This window comes from Pelagicoccus sp. SDUM812005, assembly GCF_031127875.1.
In the GTDB taxonomy this organism is placed as follows: Bacteria; Verrucomicrobiota; Verrucomicrobiia; order Opitutales; family Opitutaceae; genus Pelagicoccus.
In genome coordinates, this window is sequence record NZ_JARXIA010000019.1 from 76,832 (window position 1) to 100,138 (window position 23,307).

Consider the following 23,307-nt stretch of genomic DNA (forward strand, 5'->3'; position numbering starts at 1 on the left):
TGCGTAGGGGGCACGGATTCGGCGGGATTTGCCCTTGGTTTATGGCCACGGAAAATTGTTTCAGACGTTTACCAGCGTAAGCATCGAGTTTGTTGTGCGTGTTTGGCCTGTTGCGCACAATTAACGCAACCACCCCACGGCGTTGAGGACTATGTAATGCCTCCGTGGAGCGGATATTTATCAACATTACAAAGGCTTATTAATGAATAGGTTATCCCTGGTGCTGTCGCATGTTGCGATTTTGAGCACGCCCCTCGCTACTGCGTTTTCTCAAGATCTCGCAGTTTCCAACGAAGAAGAAGAAATCTTCGAGTTGTCCCCGTTCACAATTAGTTCCTCTGAGGAGACTGGCTACCGCGCCAAGCATTCCTTAGACGGCACGCGCATGAAGCTGAGTCTCGACGATATCAGCACGCCGATGGACATCATCACTATGGAGATGATGGACGACTTTAACATCACGCGCCAGGAGGACTTGTTCAACATCGTCTCCAACATGGAGGAGCGTGACGACAGCTTCCTGTCCGGCGTTTACGAGTCCGGCGCGTCGTATCGAATTCGTGGATTCGTAGGCGTGAAGAGCTTGCGCAACTTTGCGGCGAGCAACATGACCTTCGACAGCTACAACTCGACTCGCTTCGTGGCGACCAAGGGACCGAACTCCATTCTGTTTGGTTCGGGCCCAGGTGGCGGTTCGGTCAGTTTCTTCACCAAGCGCTACGGTTTGGGAGGCCGCGATTCGACGACTTTCAAGACTTCGATCGACAGTTACGGGTCACACCGCGGCGAGTTGAACTTGAACCGAGCCTTGATCGAGGACAAGTGGGGCGTGAACGTATCCTTGTTTACCGAAAAGAAGGAGTACGAGGTCGAGCCATCCTACGAAAATCGGAACGGAATTTATATTAATACAGTTTTTCGCCCGTTCGAAAATACGGTCGTATCCGCGAGCTACGAAACTCGTGCGGAGCATACCTACCGCCCTGGTTCCGACTACACGACCTTAGTCGACTATCACACGACCTGGGAAGGCTACGACATGCCGGCGGTGCTTTCTACCACCATCCCGAGCAACCGCCGCGTACAGCTTCAGCTCGCCGACGGAACGGTGATCGGGCCCAATGCCGACACGGACTTGGCCAAGTGGGGCATGGCTCGCGACGCTTCGGCTCGCAGGATGATCATAGACGGCGAGCTAGTAGGCTATACGGTCGGAGCGATCACGGATCGCGTTCCCGCATCGGCCGCGACAGCTAACCAACGCAGTTTCCCTGCCTATGCTTGGCCGCGCCATCTCGGTCCAACCGGCTTGAATAGCGGCGCGGAAGTCGGCGGCGAAGCGTTCGATATCAATATCGAGCAAAAAGTTACGGACGACCTTTACTTGATGCTGGCTGCGGGTAAGTCCGACATGACTCGCTTGATGATCCCGAACCGCGTACGTGAGCTGCGTCGCGACCCGAACTACTACGCTCCCGACGGAGTGACCGTGAATCCGCATTTCGGTGAATACTATTCCGACATGCAGATCGGAGGCCTGTACAACAACACTGGCAACGATGCGGAGACCGTCACCTTGACCGCTGCGTACGAGTTGGATCTGGAGGAACGTAACAAGTACCTCGGCAAGCACAACATCGCCTTGATGCATTCGCAGGAGTCGGTTCTGAACTACAACGTTCGCGAAGGCATGCTCTTGACGGAAACGCCAGACGGACCGTATTCGTTCACCAACTACGCGGATGCGATTAACAAGCTTTATGTCCGGCACTACATTGGCGACGATCTGTCGAACCTCACTGCTGCCGACATGATGCCTGACTATCGCTACACTTACTGGGATGGTTACGAGCAGGACGGCTACCGCTGGGAAGTCGTGCAAGGGGCAGGATCGGGAAGTCATCGTCGAATCGATACAGATTCGAACATGTTCGTGCTGCAGAGCAACTTCTTCCGTAGCCGCCTAATCACCAACCTAGGCTACCGTACCGAAGACGTAGACCAGTTCGTGGTTAACTTTGGCCAGAACCCCGCCATGGGGAATCTGTACACCGCCTACGAACACTTCACCAAGGAGCAATCGGAGGATCCCGATTACGTTCGGGTGCTAACCAATGACGTGGTGCCGACTTCGATGCCATCGGTCCCTTGGGAGTCCATTAGCGGCCTCTCCAAGAACCAAGGCCTGATCTTCAAGATCACGCCAGACATCGCCTTGGTCGGAAACCGCTCGCAGAACATTTCCGGTAGTCCAGGTCGTGTCGGTGTATTCGGAATTCCGCTACCGAACGAAAGCGGCCGTAGCGAAGACTACGGAATCCGTTTCAACCTGTTCGAGGAGAAGCTCCGTTTCGAGTACACGCGCTACAAGACTTCCGTAACGAATCAAGCGGTACAAGCGACCGGTGGATCGATCCGAGTGCCCTTCACCAATGCCCAGGACCTTTGGGCGATGATGATCCAAGCTGGCTCCGGCGAGCGCGACGTGTTCGCGGGCGGCGAAAACTGGGATACGCGCGACTTCGTTTCGCGTGGCCATGAGGTTACCGTAACCGGCGACCCCGTGCGTGGCTTGAATCTGCGTCTTGCCGTCTCGTACAACGAGAAGGTTTCGAGCAATATTGGCGGTAGCTTCATGCCATGGTGGAACGCCCACGTTGACGAGATTCGGGCCTTCGTTGCGGCGAACCCTACGGCTATTAACCTCGAGGACGACGACACTACGCCTGACTCCGCCCAGACGCATTGGGATAACGCCCTGAACACGCTCAGCTTGCGCGAGGACCTCGAAGGCCAGCCAGAGATCAATTCTCCGCTTTGGACTGCCAAGTTTATTGCCAAGTACCGTTTCCAGGACGGCCTCCTCAAAGGGCACGAAGCTGGATTGAACTACTCTTGGAAGGGCAAGCAGAAGTCCCAATACTTCAAGCTCGACAACGGTACTGCGGGAGGCGAGTCGGATCTCGACCGTCCGTTCTACACGGATGACTGGCAGACGACCAACATCTTCTGGAACTACTCCAAGAAGATCAAGATCGCCGACCGCGACGTGAAGTGGAAGATCCAGTTCAACGTCAACAACGTGTTCAACGAAGATACGACCTTGGAGCGCAACTTCTACAACACGATCTACGGGGACGAAGATTCTCCCGTCATCGCGACTTCTCTGCGTAGCAGCCCAGGGCGGGTAGCGTCGTTGACGAACACCTTCTCCTTCTAGTCGGGTTGTATGCAATGACTTTCGAGCCTCCGCGTGACGTGAGAGTTCTGGAGGCTTAGAAAGCGGAATGCGGCAGCGATGCCCCTTCCACTTGTTATTAGGTTGAATTCCCGGCCGTAGTTGCGGTTTGGACTTCAGCTTATGACAAAAATTATAGGTAACGTTAGTTGTCCCTGTAGCGCCAAACGCTGCAGGGACTTTTTTTGTGAGGGGAACAGGCTTGTATTCCAGTGTAAGCTTAGAAAGGGCTTTGGCTTTGTCTCTCGGTGTCTAGGACTCTCAGTGTGTGTTACCCTTTGGTTCTGGTCGTTTGGCTGGAGTCCTTGGAAGTTGTGTGTGTTGTTATCCGATAACCACTGAATGCAGCCTCTTTGTCCTTAGGACAGTGGCTTCCAAGAATCCTGATGAAATCCTGTTCCCTCTCCTTTAGTTTAGCCGGCAATTGGCTAACCTTAGTTTCCTGCTTTTTGATGCTTTTCAGCAGCGCCTCCGCCGAAAGGAAGGGCTTGCTTGCGAACGTATATGTCGATGCTCAAGCTGGTGAGGACTATCTTGCTGGCAAGGAATCGAACCGAGGCTTGAAGGCAGAAACTTTCCATATTATGCAGGGTCGGCACTTTCAAGGTTCCCGTCTCGATCCCAGTCTAGAAAATACAAGTTTTTTGGAGATTGCAGCCAAGCTTCGGGCGGAGCTTAAGGTAAGGAATTTCCATCCAGCCAAGGAATTTAAGGACGGAGACCTTCTGCTAGTAGTGCATTGGGGGATCACGGATGAGGACTACGATCCGGATGATCCGCAAAACGATATTGGTTTCGGTGATGAGGAGGAAGATGCATTGGCGGAAGAGGAGGCTATCGCGGACCCGACTTGGACATCTCTCTCGGAATTGGACCGTGAATATACGCGCGGAGAGGAGGCGCTGCGTATGTTGGGCTTTGAGCGAGCAATGAAAGCCAAGGGGACAAGCCTGCTGGAAGAGAAGAAGTTGGCTGCCCAGATGCATGGCGACCGCTACTTCATAATTGTGAACGCGTATGACTGGCAGAAGAAGCTGAAGACAGGTGAAAGCGAGCTTTTGTGGGTGACCCGTTTCAGCGTGGATTCCAGTGGCACGAACTTTACCGAATCATTCCCAGCTTTGCTGAGGGCCGCGAGGGACTACTACGGGGTTGAGCTCGACAAGATGGTACACACTCAAACGAACTACGGCGATGGCGAGGTATCCATGGGCGAGCTTGAAGTGTTGGAGTCCGCGGAAGACGAGAGGGATATCGACTAGCGTCTCGCGCATCGACAGAGATCAAAGCGTATGAATTCGACCGTACCTCTAGGCCTTCGCCTAGCTGCTTCCTTTTGTATCGCTATGCTTGCCTGCCACACGGTTGGGGAGGCTAGGCAGAAAGAGCTGGCGCGAGTCTTCGTGTACGCGAAGGCGGCAGAAGGCTACGAGGAGAGCCGGAAGTCCGACGAAGGCTTGCTTCCGCAAAGCTACCACATCATGCGCGGCTTGCATTTTGGAGGGAACACCAAGGACGCTAGCCTCGAGGACACGGATTTCCAAACCTTGGCGGATACCTTGAAAATGGAGTTGGTGAAGCAAGAGTACTACCCGGCTCGCAAATTCGAGGACGGCGACCTGCTGATTGTCATCCACTGGGGAACGACAGTGCCTCCGGAAGACTTGGAAGAAGACTTCGGTTCGGATGCGGCCGCCGATGTGGGCGTCGACCAAACCTTCGACGAATCCTCCGCTCTCAATCCGCGCCGGATAAACGAAGCCGTCCTCGGTTTTGATCAGGCGTTCAAGGAAGGGGGGCTTTCGCTTGTAGAGGAGAAGATCCTGCTGTCCCAGTACCACACCGAGCGCTATTTCTTCATTCTCATGGCCTACGACTGGCAGTTGAAGCGCCAGACCGGCGAGACGAAGCTGTTGTGGACCACCAAGTTTAGCCTGGAGTCGATCGGCACCAATTTCGTGGATTCTTTTCCGGCCTTGTTTCGGGGAGCCCGAGAGTTCTATGGCGTAGACCTCAAGGGGATTGCGAGCCAGAAGACGAATTTTGGCAGCGGGGAGGTCACGATGGGCGAACTCCAGGTGATCGAATCCGCAAGGGACGAGAAGGAGATCGATTGATCCCCTGCCTCCCAAGGGAGAGGCGTTTTTTTCGAATTTGTTTTAGGGAATAGCTGTTTGCTCGCTCGTCCCAGAGTGTGCGGCGGCTCTTTCCAGTTCGATCTGGGGGATCTTGTTCGCAAAAACGCAACGGTTCGCTACCGTTTGTAGAACCCACCCCCCCAATGAAAGTTAACGATGTCCACCGAAGATTCTGAGCAGGCAACCTGGTATCGAGAGCATCTGCTGCCGCATGAGGCGATGCTGCGCTCTTGGCTGAGCCAGCGCTACCCCGAGCAGCTGGATGTGGACGACGTCATTCAGGAGTCCCTAGTCAAGGTTCTTAGGGCTAGGGAACAGGGCGCTTTGAAGTCGCCGAAGGCATACTTTTTCGCCACTGCCAGAAATCTTGCCGTCGACCAAGTGCGACGAGCGAAGGTGATATTCGACGAATCGCTGCTTTACCACGAGTCGATCGACCTGATCGACGAAACGGAAGACGTCGAGGAGACGGTTTCTCGAAACCATGAGCTCGAGATATTGACCGAGGCGATCCAGTCGCTCCCGGATCGTTGCCGGCAGGTCTTTACCCTGAGCAAGGTGTACGGTATGACTTACGACCAAATTGCGGAACGGATGGGCATATCCTTTCACACCGTATCGGCCCAGATTTCGATAGGGCTCTCGAAGTGCAGCGAGTATATGAGGAAATATGGACAGGATTGAAGCTGCGGAAAGATTAACGGCTAGGAATGCGATGAGCTTGGGAAGGTTAGTCCGGAGCGGCTGTGCGGTAGGATCGAAGGTGGAGAACGCGAATAGATGAAACAGGAAGATTTTGAATCGAACGAGGCAGGGCGCATCGATCGCGAAGCCGCAGAATGGGTGGCGAAGCGCATAGGCGGCTTTCGCGCCGAGGACCAGGACGCGTTTTTTGATTGGCTCGCGGCGGATCCCCGTCACGGGGAGTGGTACCAGCGGCATCTCAAGCTGTGGAAGAAGATGGACATGCTTTCGCTGTGGATGCCGGAGCACAGCCAGGAGCCAAACAGGGACTTGCTCAAGAGCAGCAAGGCGCGTTTCGGGGCTTACTGGATAGGGGGCCTCGCTGCAGCCATCGCGATCGCCTTCTCGGCATTTCTGTTCTTGGGCGAAAGCTTTTCCGGCTCGGAGCATGGGACCCAGAACTTTGTGGCCAAAGCGTACGAGAGCCATGAGCTCCCTGATGGTTCCGTAATCGAGCTCAATGCTGGGGCGGCTCTCAGGGTGGATTACACTCCGAAATTTCGAAGGGTTGAGCTTGTTTCAAGCGAAGCCCATTTCAGTGTGGCGAAGGATCCGTCTAGACCTTTTGTCGTTGTCGTCCGTGGAGTAGAGGTGACGGCGGTAGGAACCGCGTTCAGCGTCAACCTCGAAGGCGACAGCGTCCGAGTTATCGTGACGGAAGGGCGGGTTGCGTTGGTTTCGCGGCCCGCGGGCGGAGAGGCCCCCGACGCCGAGAAAAAGGTCTCATCTACTACGCGGGAGCTATCGGTGGGGCAGATGAGCGAGGTGCTTTTGACCGAGGAGAATCCTGTGGTGGAAGTGAAAGCCGTGTCCTTGGGGGACATGAATTCGTTGCTTTCGTGGAAGCCACAGATGTTCGTATTCAATTCCACGCCGCTGGCGAAGGTGGTCGAGGAGTTCAACCGCCGCAACCAGACGCATCTGGTCATCGGCGATTCCCAGATCGGCAACTACCCGCTCGTTGCGTCCTTTCGATCGGCCAATGTGGACCACTTTGTCGAATTGCTGGAGCTTTCCATCGGCCTGCGGGTGGAGCGCAACGAAAAGGAAGGTCTCATCACCTTGTACGCTCCCTTGCCGCAGAATTGATCTTTTAGCGCTACCTTGGGATTAGGTGGTGCCTTTGTTCTTTGTTATACCCCTTTGAAAATAGTTTATTACCGTTAGTATCGAAGTTCGTTCCTTGAGCGCGCCTGAGGAATCGTCGCTAGGCAATGCTGCATTTCCCTTTTGAGCTGAAGCTTGTGGCGACAAGCTACAGTCCCGCGGTGCGGATCTCGCGTAGTTGTCGAGATCGCTTCCTTGTAGCGTGGTGATGAACTCAAGAAAGATCCCCCAATGCCGCTCGTTTCACGTTCTTCTGCTTGGCTTTAGCGGGACCGCTTCCTGCTTTTGGGGGAGGAATGGTCTCCTATACCTTAAGCGGATCCAGGGAAAGCGGGTAGTCTCTTGCGCATTCCCTATTCCTTTTGGGGTAAGTGCCGTATTTCTACGGTTGTGGTTTTGCTGCAGAAACACGAGATTGGTGGTTTGCGCCACCCGCATGCTATGTTGTGCTTTCCTATTGCTCCGGCGCGGTGCTTGTTTAGGGTGATAAATGGGCATTCGCCTCAGGCACTGCAGGAGGATGCTCTTTTTCTAACTTTTTTGTAATCTCTTTTAACTACCTCATATATTCCCATTCGTCATAGTATACGAAAACTGTTACTATGACGCCTTATCTAACTATTAATGACTTTGCAGACACGTTGTCGACGCGGTCTTTGGTTCGTTTTTATAAGTGTTATAGCGATAGGTTTCAGCGGCCAGTGTGCCGCCGCCGATTCAGACACTGTGAAGCGAAGCTTCGATATTTCGGAGGGGTATGCGATCGATACCTTGAAGGAAGCAACAAAACAAGCGGAGGTGGATTTTATCTTCTCGGCAGGTTTGCTGCGTGGTGTAAGGACGAAGGCGATCAAGGGGGATTATATACCCTTCGAAGCCTTTCGTCTCATGTTGGCGGATACCACACTTGTCGTTTTTCGACATGAAAAATCCGGTATCTACTCTATAAAGGGCGGTACCGGTAAACCGAAAATCCCCAATGATGGAGATGCATCCATCGAACACGCTGACATGAAATCTCAAAAAAAGAATCTGTTTAGATCCCTGGCGTCGCTTTTCGCCATTGCAGCCGCCACTAATGCAAGCTCTCAAGGCTTGGAGGATGACGACTCTGTTTTCGTTCTCGATCCGTTTGAAGTCGCCGGTACTTCAACGGGCTATACTGCGACCAACACGATATCTGGCACCGCTATGAACACGCCCTTGCGGGACGTTCCGATGACGATCAACGTGATTACTTCCGAGTTGGTCGAGGACATGGCTCCGATCGACTTGCAGGACGTGATGAAGATTAATTCATCCATGACGCAAACGAATCGCCATCCTGTCGTGAATCGTACCGCCTCGTGGTCTATCCGAGGTTTCATGAACCGGAACGTGTTGGTCAACGGAGTGAAGTCCGGAGACCTCGTCATTCCGCAGATGATCGACCGTGTCGAGGTCGTCAAGGGCCCGAATACGCTCTATGGACAGAGCGATCCGGGCGGCTTGGTAAACATCATCACGAAACGCCCCAAGGATGTTGAAGCCTCAAGCGTGAAAACGATGATTGGGGATAATGGACGTTTAGGCTTGGACCTAGATGTTAACACTTTGGCGGCGAACGACGCGCTCGGCCTGCGAGTCCTCGCTGGCTACGACGAAACGGATGGTTACCGCGCTGCGGATGGCGACAATACAAGCTATGCCGGTGTGCTCGGTTCCTTGAAGGCTTCGGAGCGGACCACGATCTTTTTCGATGCGATGGGAGACGAAACCCAAGGCATTCCCGCCCAGCGCGCGGTTCATCCGTTCGTGCGAATTCCAACGGACCTGAACGGAGATGGCGTTATCGACGACACTGTGGTTCAGGGGGTGACAGAATCGACTGCTCGTTACAACTCGAGCGAGGTGCCGGCTGATTACACCTCAGCCTCCCCAGCGAGTCGCTTCGGCAACGATCGGTGGTATTTGGGAGCTGGCTTCAAGCACAAGTTTAGCGACAATATTGTAACTAACTACAACTATGTTAATACAGAGCAATATCAGTCGATGAACTTTAGCTCCATTAACACGTTTCAACCGACCGCCGAACTCGACGGAGAGCTGGGAGCTGCGCCGACTTTCTTTTACCAGCATAATTTCGATACCACGGAAGCGCATACCTTGCAGACGGCCGTAGTCTTGGAGAGCGATCAGGTAACGCACCGCTTCTTGATCGGGGCTCGAACAACGCGTGACTACCTGGAACAGCAATTGAAGTTCATGCGCACGAACAATGCTGAAGAACGAGCTATCCTAGATGACTGGATCGCCGATGGTCGCGACATCACGCTTCTGATTAGCTACGATGATATATTAAACGGTATCTATCCGCACGTGGACGACGAAATTCCATCTGCGGCGGAAATTCAATCGTTCGGCGCGCCCTTGGTTGACCAGTTCAGCGAGACGGAAGTGGATTCCTTGTACCTGACCGATAGCATTGGTTTGATGGATGGAGACTTGAAGCTACTCGCAGGCATCCGCTACACGGATATTAGCACTTCGACCCTTGACTCCAACGGTTCGGTCGTGGGGTTGACGAACAACCGCTCCGATACCAGCTACCAATTCGGAGCAGGCTATGATATTAACCACTACTTGACGCTCTTCGGAAACGCGGCAACCGCTTTCAATCCAAACGGCTTGAATGCGAGTACAGGAGACTTCTTCGAGCCTGAGGAATCGACTGCCCAGGAAATTGGAATCAAGTTCAACGGCCTTTGGGATAACAGAGTTACTGGATCTATCTCTCTGTTTAAGATCAAAAAGGAAAACGTAGTCCGCAGCGACTTTGACCCGGACACTTTCGGACAGTTGGTAGACATCACGGACGACGAATCCAAAGGAGTCGATGTAGAGCTGAACATGAACCTGACGGAATCGTGGCAGGCCCTAGTGGGATACAGTTACCTCGATGCGGAGGTCGTCAACGGGAAGTCGACAGCGGTTGGGCTCAACCTAGAGGGGGCGGCTCCGCACAAGTTCACGCTGTGGACAAGTTATGGCTTCGATAACGGTTTCCGCTTTGGAGGCGGGGTTATCCACGCCGAGGGGCGGATCCAGCAATACGGCAATAGCGTAAATCGACTCATTTACGAGGACGGTTATACGGAAGTGAACCTGTTCGCTCGCTACGAGACCGAGTTTAACGAGTATCCCGTTTCCTTTGGTTTGAACGTCAGCAATGCGACCGACATTCTGTATCTGCAGTCGCGAGGCGGTACGAACAACCCACGTCAAATCACTTTCAGCAGCAGAATTGATTTTTAGTTTATAGGGTAAAACTTCCGCGTCCGAGTCTGCGCTCGTCCCTCTTTCGCCTATTTTTTTGAGGGGATCGTAGCTCGGTTCTATGAATCAGCTGCGTGTTAGTTGAATAGGCTAAATTGTCGGGGCGCTTGAGGGAGCGGAGTCGATTGTGTTGTTCATTGCGCAAAGGCTACGTTGCTTCTCGAAGCGCTCGGGCGCGGAATAAATTTTAGCAAGGGAATGGAGAAATCTGGGAGTGTCGTTTGCTGGGGATGGGAACTGGAATATCTAAGGTCTCTCGCGTACTAAGTCCGAAGGGATCGTAAACTTTATGAGAAGCAGGTAGCCCTAGGTGTCTGCGGTGTTTTAGAATTGATAGGAATTGATATGGATAAGCTTAATTCGAGAAGGAACTTTTTGAAGAAAACGGTAGCGGCATCGGCAGGATTGTCGTTTACCATGACTGGAATCGGTACTGCCAATGCGAAGGGGCGAAGCGGAGCCCTGAGGTGGGACAGGAAGGGTAGGAGGATTACGGTTCGCATGCCAGCACCTTCCAGTGTCTCGACGGTAGAGATCAGGATTCATAGTTCCGCGAATGATTATATTTGGGAGTATAGCGATATTTCTCCGGATGCGCCGAAGGTGGATCATGAGCAAACTCGAGGCGTCTGGATGGAGAGCTTCGATAAAGGAATCGAGGAACTCATGAATTCGAGTCAGGAGGAGCGTTTCCCGACGGTCGATTTTGTAATACAGCCGAGAATGGAAGCGGTTTTCGAGATGAAGCTGAAGGAAGCGGGCGAGTATGAGTTCAATGCCAACGGTAGGAAGCCGCTTACTGAACAGATCCGTATTCCCGACGAGCAGGTCGGACATTGGGGGAACCGCTTCGTACAGGATCCCAAGACCAATAAAATCGAAGCCTTCTATATGGCGGCAAAGGTTACCAAGCAGGATTCGGAGATCGAGTTCGAATTCGATACCTTGCGCGACGATTGGACGGGTACCGTTTCGGTTCATGATTTCGAAAGCAAAAAGCAGCTTGCAAGCGTTCCGGTCACGTGGAACCAGACGCTTCCGAAGGTTTCCACTGGAAAAGGTGTTAGTCGCGAACGGATGATCGAGTCTTTGTCGTGGGGAACGAAGTATATCTTGGAATGTCAGGATACGAATCCGGACAGCGATACCTATGGTGGAGAGTTTCTGCACTATGATCTAGCGGGGAAAACCCGCTTGCGCGCTGATTGGTCTTGGTCTTGGGGACCCTCAGCGAGAATGCTGCTAAATGCCTCGCGTATTGAAGGAGTGGATGCAGGAATGACCAGTCGACAGCTCATGAGGAGAGCGATCGATCTGGGGTATGCGAGTATGCGGCAGCAGATTCTCGAACCTTCTCATCCTGCCTACGGATTGGTTAGAACGATCGGTACGGAGGCAAGCACGGCGGATTCCTTGTTTCTAGTCGGCTGGGGATGGATACCTCTCTACAAGGCGACGGGCGATTACCGCTTCTTGGAAGCCGGCAAGAAGGTAGGCGATACCTGCAAGAAATTACTTGATAAATACAACGACGTCTGGCTCCCGCAAAAGTATATTTTGGAGGAAAAGGATTGGGCGAAAATAATGAGCTTCGAAACTTCGATGGGGCTTCCCGGGCTTGCCCATCTCTACTTGGAAACAGGAGAAGAAGTCTATCGCGAGACGATGATCAGGCTGGCCGATATGCTCATCAGGGTCTTCGAGCGAGAAGACGGTCTTTGGAAGGTTTTCTATCTGGAGGAAACAGGCAAAGCCGTTCCCGTTAATTATTGGACCAAGGCCTTAGGTTATGTTGTCGATGGATTGATCGAAGCGCACAAGGCAGCTCCGGAAAAGGGCTACCTAGAAAAGGGCCGACGAATTGCAGACCATGTGCTTAAAGCGCAGTTGCCGGAGGGCGCTTGGACGCTCCGATTTGACAGAGAGGCTCAGTACGTGGGGATTTGCGATAAGTCTACTACGCTGTGGGCAGGAATGATGATTCGCCTGTATAAGATGACGGGTAACAAGGCCTATTATGAATCCGGAATGCGCGCTATCGAGTGGTGCATGGACCATCAGTACTTCGGCGACGATCCTGTCGCTAGAGGTGGGTTCGTCGCTCAGAACTGGGCGTCTGGCATTAACTTCCGTCATTGGTGGCCCGTTGTTATCACCTACAGCGTTTCATTCTTCGGGGATGCCGTTTCTGAAGCGCTTTCGCTGGACGAATGGAAGTAGGCAGGATGAATAAACCTCAGGTACTATTGTTGCGTATCCTTTCGGCCGTTTTCGCGGTCGGATTGGTGCAGGCGGCTATCGGCAAGCAGAGCGCTCTCGAGCGAAAACCGAATATCGTTCTGATTTTGGCCGATGATCTCGGATATGGTGATATTTCTTGCTACAATCCGGAGTCCAAGATCGAGACACCTCGAATAGACGCTTTGGCTGCTCGGGGACTACAGTTTACGGATGCCCATACGAATTCTTCGGTATGCACTCCCACGCGCTACGGAATTCTTACGGGCAGGTATAGCTGGCGTACTCGACTCAAGGAAACGGTTCTATACGGATATGATAAGGCTTTGATTCCTCCCGAGCGTCTAACGGTAGCCAGCTTCTTGCAGGACCAAGGTTACGAAACCGCTTGTATTGGAAAATGGCACCTGGGCTGGGACTGGGCCAACGTAGACGCGGGTGCGGAAAACATCGATTTCAGCCAACCCATCGCTAATGGTCCTACCTCGGTCGGTTTCGACAGTTTCTACGGGATTGTGGGATCTCTCAGCATGCCGCCCTACGTGTGGGTGCGAGACGATATGCCTACGATGGTGCCCAGCGGGCGAACATCAAGTACGGTGAAACAGTCGATCTGGCTGGAGGGTGAGATTTCGGAGGATTTCGTGCACGAGCAAGTTTTGCCTCAAATCCAGGACGAAGCAGTGGCGTTCATCGAAGCGAAAGCACACGAGGAAGAGCCATTCTTCCTCTATTTGCCTCTGACTGCTCCGCATAATCCCATTTTGCCGACGGAGGAATACAAAGGTCGGGGAGGTCTGGGCAACCCGTATGCCGATTTCGTTATCATGATGGACGATTTGGTGGGGACCGTTGAAGACAGCTTAAGGGAGCAAGGCGTATTCGATAACACGATACTGATCTTCGTTAGCGATAACGGTTGTTCCAACCAGGCGGATTTCGAGCAACTTGCCAGTGTCGGACATTTCCCTAGCTCCATTTATCGTGGCTTCAAGGCTGACCTGTACGAAGGGGGACATCGCGTACCCTTTATCATGACTTGGCCCGATCGGGTTGAGGCGGGCAAGTCGGACCGATTGGTTTGTACGACCGATTTCCTGGCCACCTTCGCGGAGATTCTAGGCGGTTCTTTTCCCGAAAATGCGGGAGAAGACAGCTTCAGCTTCGCTCCGGCGTTGGGCTTCGCCTCTAGCTCGGTGGAGCGCGATAGCTTGGTGATGCATTCGTTCGATGGATCCTTCGCCTATCGCAAGGGCGACTACAAAGTCCTTTTCAGCAATCATTCTGGAGGATGGAGTTTCCCGAGGCCTGGGTCGGACGCCGCTGCGAAGTTGCCGGAGGTACAGCTCTACAACCTCGCGGAGGATCCCGGTGAAACAAACAACTTGCAGGCAATGTACCCTGAGCTGGTCGAGCAGTTTCGGGAGAATATGAGGAATATCGTTTTCCAGGGGCGTAGCACTCAAGGACCGCCACAAGAGAACGATGGACCGAAAACCTGGCAGCATATTGAGTTTCTCGATACAGATCGATGAATTAGGTTTCTTCCCTGAAGCAGTAGCTGGTTTCTGCTGTATAGCATGTTGTGTGGACGATTCATGAAAGCGGCGCTCACGCTCCTTTGCGTCCAATCGGTTGTCCTTAGCGGGGCTGCTGGAGTGCCTGAGTGGGCCGGCGGCGGCGTTGCTGTCGAGACCTCCCAGTTAGGGTTCAGTCGCATGGGGAGATCGTTCCTGATCGAACACCCTGTTTCAGCCGACATAGAGGAAGTCGAAGTGCGTATCGTCAGTCGCGCGAACGACACGATTGCTGAATACGACGAAGTCGCTCTGTATGAGTGGGGAGCGAGAGCGCCGCATTCTGGAATGGCATTCGATGCTCAGCGGGGGATGAAGCATCAGTTGGACGCGGGTTCGCAACGGAAGGTTCAAGTCCTTGTTGTCGACGTTGCTATCGTAGAGGGAATGGAAGCTGTGCTGGCTTTCGATGTAGAGGAGCCGGGAGGGTATTGTATCAATGGCGATCGGTGGCGAATTGTGGATCCGAACCAAATAGAGGCGCGGATTCCAGCTTCGGAAATCGAGCATTGGGGGAACGCGCTTGTGTTGAATCCGCAGTCGAATTCGATCCAGAGTTTCTATTTGGCGGGAAACGCTCGCATCAAGGATTCGAAAGCGAGCTATCGTGTAGAGACGCTTCGGGACGATTGGAGAGGTAGCCTCTCTCTTTACGATGCGAGTACGGATGAATTGATTGCTAGCGCGTTGATATCAAGAGGAAGCGCCGCTGCACGCGTCCCTGCTGAAACAAGCCTGACCCGCGAGGCAATGGTTCGTTCCCTAGTAGGTGCGACTGAGTATCTTCTCGGCTGCAAAAACCTCGATGCGACGAGCCCGAGCTATGGCGGATATTATTCCTATTACGATCTGTCGGCCAAAACGAGGCTAGGATCCGGCCGACCTTGCGCTTGGGGAGGGGCAGTCAGCTTCCTGATAGAAGCTTCCCGGCTGCCAGGAGTCGAGCTAGGGGTGTCGCGAGTCGAACTGAAGGCGGCTGCTGTCGATCTGGGGATGGCAAGTTTAAGGCATCAGATCCGTGATCCGGAGCATCCCGCTTGCGGTATCGTTTCAAGGAAAGCGAATTGGCATGCCTCGAGGGATAACGGATTTGATACGGGGAAGGCTTTGGCTGATTCGATGCATTTGGTGGGGGTAGGGTGGATGCCATTGTTTCAGGCTACCGCAAACGAAGGTTTCCTTGAAGCTTCCGAAAGAGTGGTCGAGGCAAGCGCTGCTCTGAGCGCGTGGCATAGCAAGGAGAAGGCTTTTCAGGGCGTTGCGCAGAGAGAGACGAGCTGGGACGAAGCGTCGATTTTGGCGTCATCCAACAAGATTGTTGGCCTTGCTGAACTGTACAGCGAGACGGGCCAGGGAGGATACAAGGAAGGGTTAGAGCGGGAACTCGAGGTATTGTTGGATGCGTTTCCGAGCGAGGACGACCCAGCCCCGTGGATGCGTACTTCTGTTGAGACATTAGGGAATTGCGTAGACGGTCTGCTCAGGGCCCATTCGTTGTTTCCGGAACGGGATTACCTGCAGCGTAGCGTTAGGGTCGCTGAGCTGGTACTTGCTTTCCAAGCAGCCGATGGGGCTTGGCCGGAGCGTCTGGAAGGCGGCAATGGGGCGGTCGCCGCTGAGGATAGGGCGACCGCAATGTGGGCTTACCTTTTCATGAAGTTATATAAGGCAACCGGCGATAGGCGATACCTCGATACGGGAAGCAAAGCGATCGAACGGTGTAGGGGGCAGCAGAATTATGGCGAGGACGCAGTGGCACGCGGCGGTATTGTAGGTCCCTTGGGAAAGCCTGGCACCGATAGCCGTCATGATGCTATCGGCGTCGATACCGAAACCGTGTCCTACTATGGGAAAGCGCTCTTGGAAGCATTGAGCCTCGATGAGTGGAGACATTGATTGCGGGATCGAACCAAAGACTGAAACTGCTTATTGGGCTATCGATACGGCTATCGAATTTGAATAGATTCGGATGTTAGGGATCTGGTAATTCTAAAGCCGGCTCTGTAGCAGAGGTAAGTGTTTCCCTTTTTCTTTGGCTCGACGTTTCCGCTGCGCTGGATGGGTCAGTTCCTTTTCGATTTTTCAATTATAGACCTGAGCTCCTCTACGCTTAATTCTTTGAGCCCAGCTGATAGATTTGTAGCCAAGGGCTTTCCGTCTTCGGAAAATAGGTAGAAGTGGGTGCGAGATTTTGAGTAATCTCCCTCTTTTAACTTTATCGAGAATGCGAGTTCTTCGGGAATATTCGCGAGTAGATCCCCGATCCATTTTGTTTGGGTGACTGCGAAATGTTCTCCGTTTGCGCTGTAGTAGTCGCTTAGAACTGCGCAATAGGCTCCTGGGATATCCATATTTGGGGTCAGGGTCATGCGCATCTGGATAGAGTCGGCGAAACCTTCGGGTTTCAGTTCCCCGTCAGTGACCGAGGCATCAATACTATTCTCATACTCCATCTGTTGATTAATAAGGTCATTTATTTGCGCGGACTGGCTGGTGCTTGGTGTGTGTCCGGGCGTAGACAGTCGACCGATCGCCATATTTGTTGAGCGTTGTCGCGTACTTACAGAATTGTAGGCATCGATTTCCCAGCTGCTTTCGCTTTGGTAGGAATAGGAGTACTCATAATTTTGTATCGATACGAAGCGGTCGGAAATACCCACTTGCGGTTGTATCGTACTTGGAGTGGCCCAAGGTAGGCGTTTTAGTCTTTGTCCCGCATTAACAAATAGACCCTTTTCCTTGGCGACCTCTATAGGAACTGCCTTTCCTTTGAATCGAACCAGTACCTCACCACCAAAGAATCTATAGTAACCACTACTAGAATGCGGTATGTCTTGTCCGAACGACAGGGTTGTTATCGTGCAAAGAAAGAGTATGGATATTAGTGTCTTTTTCATATTTTTAGGGTAGTTGATATGTAATTATATCTAGGTATAATGCAAGGGGTAAACGAGTTTTTTATTAGTCTATCAACTCGTTGATGGATTGCAGTGCCGCTGCGTTGAGCTTCGATAGCGCAGCTGGATCCGGGGGGGGGGCTGCTATTGTGTTAATAGAAGTTTAAGAAGCGTTGTCTGTTGGAAAAGCGGAGCTACGCTAGCTCAATCGTACCGTCGTTTTATCGATCCTCCGTGCTGTTTCTGCCAGAGGATGGATTCGTAGCCGTTAAAGGATCTCCTTAGTTCGACTGAGATCGTTCGGTCGCGGAAATGACTCGCTGCAATTCCTCCAAGCTCAGCTCCTTCAGTCCGTTCGATTCGTTACTGGGGATCGGAGTGCTATCTTTGGTAAAAAAGTAAAACTCGGTACGAGAATTTCGGTAATCTCCCTCTCCGAGCAATTTCTGGAAGCTTATTTCTTCCGGGATGTTTTTGAGCAAATCCCCGAGCCACTCAACTTTTACTGCCACGCGTAACTCTCCTTCGTTGTTGAGGTGCGTTGCCATTATTGCCATGTATGCTCCTTTTATATCGGAGTTCGGGCGTAGTGTCATCTTGAGTTCAATTGAATCGGCGTGTCCCTGTTGCTTCAGCTCGCCATCTTGAATTAGGGCTTCCATGTTGTCCTCGAATTCGGCCTGCTCTTCAATTAAAGAAGCGATTGCAGTTTCGTTGCCTGTGCCTTGGAGCATGCCGATTTTGTGCTGCGTTTCTCGGTTTTTGAGTCGCATTTCGTGGTAGGCCGCTTCCTCGTGGTAAGCGTCTTTGCGATAGAAGAATCGGTAGTTTAAATTTTCGATCGATATCAATTTATCGGAAACAGAGAATACAGGCTGCGCTATGCAGGGGGTACCCCAGCTCATCCGCTTTTTTCCTCTTTTTCCTTTCTGAACATAGAAACCCTTAGGGCTGGCTTCGATAATCGGCGCTGCTTTTCCTTTAAAGTGGGTTAAAATAGTGGCGCCCTGGAATTGATAGTAGCCGCTGCTTTGTGACTTCTCGCTCTGAGCGATGCTAACGTTTGGGAATAGTAGCAGGCAGATAGCTGGGATAAGGGTAAACTTCATTGGGTGTTGGGGTTGGTGGAGTTGGCAATAACCTCCAAGGTAATACGTTTTAACTCGGTTAGGGAATGCGATCGCTTGAAGCTCTGGTGGCGTCGCTTCAGGGAAGCGACGCCTGTATTTTAGCGATTATTGTTTCAGCTCGATGCTGATGGGCTGTTGGTTGCGTACGACTAGCAGGGTGATCTTGCCTTTGCCGGCTTGGCGGTGGGCTTGCTTGAGCTCTTGAGCGGTTCTGACGGGCTTGCCGTTGAGCTTTTGGATGAGGTCGCCGTTCTTGAGGCCGGCTAGGGCTGCCTCGGATTGCTTGACGATCTCGAAGAGGGCTACGCCACCGTCTTCTTGGCGAACGCCGTACGCTGAAAACTCGTCGCCCTCGATGCCGTGCAAGCGAGCTCCGAGCCAGTAGACGCCGCCGACTGAGTTTTCCGGCGGCATGCGGGGCTTGGTCCGGGCAATGACGAGCTCGGGAATTACGGGCGTACGCGCGATGGCGCGGAGTTCGGGCTTTTTGACGCCGAATTGGTCCATGGGGAAGTTCTGGAATCCGATGTCGAAGGCGGGAGACCCTTCCTTTACCCGGAAGTCGCCGTTGGCGGGATCGACGAACTGCGGGTCTGCGGTGACGGAGTTCACGTCCCATTGGGAGACGAGGTAACGGTTCTGCTCTTCGGGGTAGTCGCTGAAGAAGAGGTTGCTGTCGACACGTTTGCCGGTGGCGTTTTCGCGCGGGGTGTTGGCTCCGCGCGGGGCGCGCATGACGATGTTGGAATAGAATTCGTCGCCGCTGTTCTCGTACCAGACGTGCGGGTGGAAGCCATTGTTGACCATGACATTGTTCCAGGCGCGGCGGCGGAAGCCTTCGCGGAACTTGAGGCCGCCGTTGAGCATGAGATTGTTGTAGATGTCGTAGTTGGAGGAGCCGTCGTCGAGGTCGATATCCCAACCGTGGTCGCAACGCCAGCGGCTGTCGCGGATGACGGTGGTGTACATGGCATCGAGGAAGGGAAGGTTTGGCTCCTTGTCGATGACGCGCTGGGACTCGGAGCGGTCGGCGTGCCAGAAGCGGTCGCGGCCCCAGGAGTTGAAGGAGCCGTGGTCGTGGGTTTCGAGGACCGTGTCGAACACGTCGCAGCGTTCGATGAGGTGCCCGCCCCAAGCTCCGTCGCCGATATTGATGCCGGCCCGGGCCGTGTCGTAGACGGAGGTATCGCGGATGGTGATTTTCATGGCCATCTCGATTTGTACGCCGGCGGGTTGGCGTTCGGTGCGGCCGATGCCGTGGATGAGGCAGTCTTCTACGAGTCCGTGCGAGGGGTAGTTTTCGGTTTTGGGACCAACTGTGCGGTCGATCTTGTCGAGGTCGTTCTTTTCCCTGTATTCAAAAAGCGGATCGCGTACGGCGTCGGGGTCGCCCACGAAGCAGATTCCGCTGGCCCCGGTATCGTGGATATGGCAGCCTTTGATGACGGTGCGGCGGTTGTAGTTGTTGACGAATACGGCGTTGCCGCCGACTTGGTCGAATTCGCAGTCGAGTATGGATACGTCTTCGGTGCCGGTCAGCATGAAGGCTCCGCCGCGGTAGATGGCCCAGTCGGAGCGCAGCATGGGTTCCTTGGTGTCCATGAAGGTGCGGGCGGCGTGGCGGACGGTGAAGCCGCGGAAGGTGACGTGCCTGACGGGCTTGTCGACGCTGCCTTGGAATTCGACGAGGTGACGCAAGCGTACGACTTCGACGGTGGCCTTGTTGAGGTCGGTTCCTTTTTCCGGCAGGTAGTAGAGGGTGTTGGTTTTGGCGTTGTGGTACCATTCGCCCGGTGCGTCCAGTTCCTCGAAGATGTTTTCCACCATGCGGAACTCGTCGTGCATGCCCATTTGGCGGTTGTTTTGCCACCCGCCTTCGTAGGTGACTTCTCCGTTCGCATCCTTGCCAGTGATGCGGTAGTGGTAGCCGCCCCAGCGAGCGCGGTGCATGGCGTGAATGTATCCGCCGGTTGGATCTTCCCAGCGAGCGGCGCGTTCTTTGGAGAAGGCGTCGGCGGCATAGCCTTGGTAGGCGGCGGTAGGCTTGCTGGCGTCGTAGTTCGGATAGCGAGCCATGCGTTGGTTTTGACCGTTGATGAAAAGCTGGTCGATCTCCAGGCCTTTGGGAGTAGTGGCTTTCATGATACCGTCGCGGTATGCGGTCCACTTAAGGTCGAGGGCGCTGCCGCCGCTGAGGACAACCGCTTCGCCTTCTTTCGCTTGGTAGACGATAGGGCGAGCGAAGTCGCCGGAGTCTTCCGGGGTGAGCACGAAAGTATCCGGCAGGTAATAGGTGCCGCCGCGTAGGTGCACAGTCACGGCTTCGGAAGGCCTCAGCGCACGTATGGTATCGCGAGCGGCTTCCAGGGTAGCGAATGGTTTCGCGAGCGTACCGGGGTTCGAATCGGAACCGTCGGTGGCCACATAGAAGTCGCGAGCGGCGCCAAGGCTGAGGTTAAGGGCTGCGGAGCAGGCTAGGAACAGTGGGATCTTAAGAGCGTTTTTCATGGTTGAGCGGATGAGTATAGCTGTAATGTCTTCACTCGTGTATCCTGATTTTTTGGGGGTGGCGGAAAGAGCTGGTAGATTCTGCTTTCTAAAAGCTTATCTGGATTGGCGTGCCTTCGTTGAGAGCGAGGGTTTTCTTAGTTCCTCGGCAAATCAGTTCGATCGACTGCTCGGTCTTAGAAAGAAGCTCCACTTCTACTTTTCCTGCATTCCAAACGATGGAGACTTCTATGCCGCCGCGCGCTAGAAGTTTGGATACGGAACCGGCTTTCCATTCAGCGGGAAGGGCGGGAAGGATGCTGATTTGTCCGGGCTTGGAGAAGAGCAGCATCTCTTGGATGGCGGCGGTCCAGCCGAAGTTGGCGTCGATCTGGTAAGGGGCGGGGTCGAATTCGACGCCGATGCCGCTGTTGCGCCAGTCGTTGTGCGTGGTGTAGAAGTTGCCCATCACGCAGGAGCGGGCGAGCAGGCTCAGCACGTCGAGGGCTTGGTCGCCTTCCCCCATGCGGGCGTAGACGTTGGCCATGTGGGCAAGGGACCAGCCGGTTTGGGAACCGATGCCGATGTCGAGGCGCTTGCGGATGGCAATCTCGAAGGCCTTGTAGAGTTCGGGATCGTTTTCGCGGGTGACTTCGATGCCGGGGAAGACAGGGTAGATGTGGGACTGGTGGCGATGGTGGTAGTTGTCGGTATAGAAGGGATGCATCCACTCCTTGATCGCTCCATCCTCATTTATTTGATACGGAGGTATTTTGGCGAGCATGGCCTTCCAGTTGGCCACTTCCTTTTCGTTGATGCCGAGAAGCTGCGAGCCTTCGATGAGGTGGGTGAGCACTTCTTTGGCGAGGGCGAAGTCCATGGTCGCGTTCATGGTGGTTTCCATGGCGAGCAGTTCGGTGGCGTTGCGGGTGTGGTTGCCCGGGTTGTTCTCCGGCGAGTTGGAGGGGGCGCTGAGGAAGTAGCCGTCGTCGCCGATGGTGAAGAAGTCTTCGTAGAATTGGGCGACTTCTTGGAGGAAAGGGAGGGCCCGTTCCTTGAGGAACTGCTGGTCGCCGGTGTGCAGGTAGTAGTCGTAGTAGTGCTGGCCGATCCATGCGGCGGCTCCGGTCCAGTGCAGGATGTGCGGCTGGATGTCCTTGAAGAGTCCGGAGGGAGGCGTGGTGATGCAGGAAATGAGGATGCCGCGGCAGCCGTAGAGCTTGCGGGCGTTTTCGCGGGCGTCGTCGAGGTGACGCTCGAAGTAGTCGAAGACGGGAAGGGCGGTTTCGGTAAGGTTACCCGACATGGCCTGCCAGTAGTTCATCTGCAGGTTTTCGTTGGCCATGTTGAAGGTCCAGTAGCCGCGGTAGGAGCCGCACCATTTGCCTTGGAGGGGGCAAGGTTGGCCGCCTTCGCGGGAGCTGGAAATCAGCAGGTAGCGTCCGTAGGCCCACATCTTTTCGACCATGGCGGTGGGAACTTCGCCTTGGTAGGCGTCGAGAAGCAGTTCCTCGTTGGAGAGCGAACGTTCGGCGTCGCGGGCCCCGAGGTCGATCTGCACGCGTTTGAAGAGTTCGCTGTGAAGGGCGACGTGCGGAGCGAGGAGGGCGTCGTAGTCGGAGTCGAGAGATTCGAGCTCCGCAGTGGCGGCTTTCCAATCGCTTTGGCGCTCGCCTTTGATGAATAGTTTCACGACGACGAGTGCTTTGCGGCCGCCGGTTACTTGTATTGAATTATCGGTTACGGTCAGGCTTCCGTCTGGCGAGATGACTTTGGCTACGGCTCCGAAGTCGAGCTGATCGTCGTTGTTGCGAGCGGCGTAGCGGATGATTCCGTCTTCGGAGGCTTGGATTTCGAGGTCGCCGGGGAGCTTGGGATCGTTGCCGTCGCCGAGGCGGGTGTCGGATCGGTCGTGCAGGTCGAGTCCGATGCGGGCGTCGAGGGATTTCTCGCCATCGCAGGATATTTCCATGACGACGATGTCCTGAGCGCGTGAGACGAAGAGCTTACGTTGGTAGTTGGTTTTGGCGTCGGTCCAATTGACGAAGACCTCGCCGGTTTCCATGTCGAGAGCGCGGCGGTAGTGGGTGAAGCCTTTTTCGACGGGCATGGCGACTTGCAGGTCGCCGAGTGGGAGCGGGGCGCCGATGTCGGCGTGGTAGCCGGCGTCTTTGAGGGCTTGGGAAAGGACGGTATCGGCTTCGAAGGCCTTGTTTTCCTGAAGGAGGCGGCGGGTTTCGGGGAGCTTGTCGCTGACGTCCGGTAGTGGATTGGTCACTACTTCGTGCCAAAGGTCGTCATGGGTGAGAAGCACGGTTTCGTTGTGTACGGCGCCGTAGGCGGCAGCTCCGATCACGCCGTTGCCCGAAGGGAGGGCTTCTTTCCATTTTTCTCCGAACCAAGCGGCCGGATATTTCATTATGATCTTGTTTTGCA

13 protein-coding genes are annotated in these 23,307 nt (G+C 54.1%); 9 read left to right on the plus strand and 4 right to left on the minus strand.

The annotated features are described in order from the left end of the window. The first annotated feature begins 202 nt into the window (after positions 1–202). The 9 genes from QEH57_RS19655 (at position 203) to QEH57_RS19695 (ending at position 16,253) form a co-directional block, all read left to right on the plus strand. A complete protein-coding gene (locus QEH57_RS19655) occupies positions 203–3,220 on the plus strand; it encodes a hypothetical protein (RefSeq protein WP_309008495.1) in 3,018 nt (1,005 codons plus the stop codon). A 470-nt stretch (positions 3,221–3,690) separates the two neighbouring features. Next, positions 3,691–4,500, plus strand: a complete 810-nt coding sequence (locus QEH57_RS19660) for a hypothetical protein (protein ID WP_309008496.1) — start codon at positions 3,691–3,693, stop codon at positions 4,498–4,500. Between the two features lie 30 nt (positions 4,501–4,530). Next, entirely contained in the window at positions 4,531–5,355 is an 825-nt protein-coding gene (locus tag QEH57_RS19665) for a hypothetical protein (protein ID WP_309008497.1), read from the plus strand. Between the two features lie 177 nt (positions 5,356–5,532). Further along, positions 5,533–6,060, plus strand: coding sequence for a sigma-70 family RNA polymerase sigma factor (locus tag QEH57_RS19670; RefSeq protein ID WP_309008498.1), 528 nt, complete (start codon positions 5,533–5,535; stop codon positions 6,058–6,060). Between the two features lie 96 nt (positions 6,061–6,156). After that, a complete protein-coding gene (locus QEH57_RS19675) occupies positions 6,157–7,209 on the plus strand; it encodes a FecR domain-containing protein (RefSeq protein WP_309008499.1) in 1,053 nt (350 codons plus the stop codon). Between the two features lie 1,029 nt (positions 7,210–8,238). Continuing rightward, positions 8,239–10,521: a TonB-dependent receptor gene (locus QEH57_RS19680; protein WP_309008500.1), complete on the plus strand. Its 2,283-nt coding sequence runs from the start codon at positions 8,239–8,241 to the stop codon at positions 10,519–10,521. 366 nt (positions 10,522–10,887) lie between these two features. Beyond that, positions 10,888–12,762 carry a hypothetical protein gene (locus tag QEH57_RS19685; RefSeq protein ID WP_309008501.1) on the plus strand — a complete coding sequence of 625 codons (1,875 nt, stop codon included), beginning with the start codon at positions 10,888–10,890 and terminating at the stop codon, positions 12,760–12,762. Between the two features lie 5 nt (positions 12,763–12,767). After that, positions 12,768–14,315, plus strand: coding sequence for an arylsulfatase (locus tag QEH57_RS19690; RefSeq protein WP_309008502.1), 1,548 nt, complete (start codon positions 12,768–12,770; stop codon positions 14,313–14,315). A gap of 63 nt (positions 14,316–14,378) precedes the next feature. Beyond that, complete coding sequence (locus QEH57_RS19695; protein WP_309008503.1) at positions 14,379–16,253, plus strand: hypothetical protein; 1,875 nt, start codon at positions 14,379–14,381, stop codon at positions 16,251–16,253. Between the two features lie 167 nt (positions 16,254–16,420). Here QEH57_RS19695 and QEH57_RS19700 read toward each other — a convergent pair whose 3' ends face one another. The 4 genes from QEH57_RS19700 to QEH57_RS19715 all read right to left on the minus strand — a co-directional run bounded on the left by QEH57_RS19700 (position 16,421) and on the right by QEH57_RS19715 (position 23,290). After that, entirely contained in the window at positions 16,421–17,254 is an 834-nt protein-coding gene (locus QEH57_RS19700) for a hypothetical protein (RefSeq protein ID WP_309008504.1), read from the minus strand. Between the two features lie 281 nt (positions 17,255–17,535). Then, positions 17,536–18,363, minus strand: a complete 828-nt coding sequence (locus tag QEH57_RS19705; RefSeq protein WP_309008505.1) for a hypothetical protein — start codon at positions 18,361–18,363, stop codon at positions 17,536–17,538. Between the two features lie 126 nt (positions 18,364–18,489). Continuing rightward, positions 18,490–20,892 carry a PDZ domain-containing protein gene (locus QEH57_RS19710; protein WP_309008506.1) on the minus strand — a complete coding sequence of 801 codons (2,403 nt, stop codon included), beginning with the start codon at positions 20,890–20,892 and terminating at the stop codon, positions 18,490–18,492. Positions 20,893–20,980: 88 nt separating this feature from the next. Then, positions 20,981–23,290 carry a glycoside hydrolase N-terminal domain-containing protein gene (locus QEH57_RS19715; protein ID WP_309008507.1) on the minus strand — a complete coding sequence of 770 codons (2,310 nt, stop codon included), beginning with the start codon at positions 23,288–23,290 and terminating at the stop codon, positions 20,981–20,983. Positions 23,291–23,307: the final 17 nt, after the last annotated feature.